We start from the raw sequence: 1702 nt of genomic DNA, 5'->3' as shown, positions 1-1702 counted from the left end.
GCCCAAATTTGGGTAATCGACCTCCAGGCTGTCCACGTCATCCTCGAAGAATGCAATCTCTTTGCCGGCCCGGTGCTGGTTGCCGTGCCAGAGCAGCCACTTGATGCTGTCCAGCGAGGCGAGCAGGCGGGCACCCTCGGCCTCCACCAGGCCGAGGTAACGCGGTTCCCGGTCCTCGGGCATGGAACGACCGACGATCAATTCGAAGTTGCTTGTCCGGTCATCCCAGTTGCGGACATAGCCACCATCGAGAGCAGCGACGATCCGGCCTTCCGGAATGGGCAACGCAGCCCATTCAGCCGGACAGCCATTGATGAAGCAGGGCCGCTCCTCGCCCAATTCGGCTTCCGCGCGTTCTGCGACACGCAAGACGTGTTCACGCACTGTGGTCCTGTTCGCGCCGGATGAGACCGGCAGCACGTCGGCCAGCAGGCCGGCCACGCTCGCGTAGGGAACGAGCGAGGACCAGCGCGCTTCCAGGTAAAGCCGTTCGGGAGCGACGTGGTCGGGCACCAAGTCTCGAAGCGGCGACACAGTAGCGGGGCCGTTCCCATTCTGGCACGGGCACCGATGCAGCCGCGGGCTGGCGAGCGGCACGTCGCCAAAAAGGGTGCGGAACAGAATGGGGTAGTTGCCCTTACTGCGTCGGCGGGAGCCGCACGCCTCGCAACAGAGGTGGCGCACGGTCCAGGTTCTGGCCTGAGCCTGCACAAGCCGGCGCTGGATGGCGGCGGTCACTGTCTTGCCCTCGGCAAGCGAGAGGCCGACGTCTTCGGGTCGTTCCGTCGCCTTTTCAAAGGTGACGACCTCATCGGCCATCCCGATGCCGCCATCATCGTCGGTGATCTGAAGCAGGATGCTGACGCGCATGGGTGACCTCCAATGTGGCAAAGCGGATGAGCTTTCCACAAGAGCCGGAGTGGAAAGCTCAGGCGGTTCCGCTATGGCACCGTCCCCCTATTCCGGCTCACCTGGTGCACCTGCGGACCCTCAGTTTGCACTCCGGAGAAAACAAGGCAAACTGTGGCATGACCTCCATTGCCCGTGCCGCAGCCGCGATCGCCGCCGTTCTTGTCCGCGAGGGCGTGGATTACGCGCAGAGCAAGGCGGTGTTCAAAGCCGCCAGGGCGCGAGCAGGCCTGCGCGCCTCGCCCGAACGCCGTGGCGGTGTCGATCGGCTGACGGTCGAGGAAGAGTTGCGCTTCCTCGACCAAGCCTATGCTCAGGACGGCAGGATCGGGCTGATGCTGCAGACCCTGCTGGAAACCGGTGCGCGCGCGTCCGAGCTGGTGCAGATCAGGGTCGAGGATGTCAGCTTGGCCGAGCGCATGATCACGATACGCCACGGCAAGGGCGGCAAGCGCCGGGAGGTGCCGATCCGGCGGGATTTGGCGCAGTTGCTCCGGCTGCACATCGGCACCCGCCGCGCCGGACCGTTGTTTGCCAGCCGCCAACAAGGTTCCGGGCCGGTGCCGCATACGGCCCGAAGTAACGAAACGCCCTGCGCTGTAGCATAAGCGGACAAAGTGGGAACGTTGACTGGTTGGGATGGAGGTTTTCTGCGGGTTTGAGCGGAGAGCGCGGTTCTGAGGCCGGAATCGCGGGATGACGGAAAACACCTGTTTTCCGGCGGTGGTCCGAGACCCGCCGAAAAATCCCGGATTTCGTGCCGAATCATGTACGGAAAACATAGTCGGAATGA

1 protein-coding gene and 1 pseudogene are annotated in these 1702 nt (G+C 64.0%); one reads left to right on the top strand and one right to left on the bottom strand.

Going from position 1 to position 1702, the window contains the following annotated elements:
* Positions 1-870 (bottom strand): annotated as a pseudogene (locus tag APM_RS14930) (ISKra4 family transposase); the annotation flags it as partial.
* A gap of 158 nt (positions 871-1028) precedes the next feature.
* Between APM_RS14930 and APM_RS14925 the strand changes: the two are divergent.
* Positions 1029-1517 (top strand): tyrosine-type recombinase/integrase, encoded by a 489-nt coding sequence (locus tag APM_RS14925; protein WP_007424210.1) that lies wholly within the window; start codon positions 1029-1031, stop codon positions 1515-1517.
* Positions 1518-1702: the final 185 nt, after the last annotated feature.

The organism is Acidiphilium sp. PM (assembly GCF_000219295.1).
In the GTDB taxonomy this organism is placed as follows: Bacteria; Pseudomonadota; Alphaproteobacteria; order Acetobacterales; family Acetobacteraceae; genus Acidiphilium; species Acidiphilium multivorum.
The sequence above is the reverse complement of the archived record's forward strand: the minus strand, read 5'-3'. Positions and strand labels throughout refer to the sequence as shown.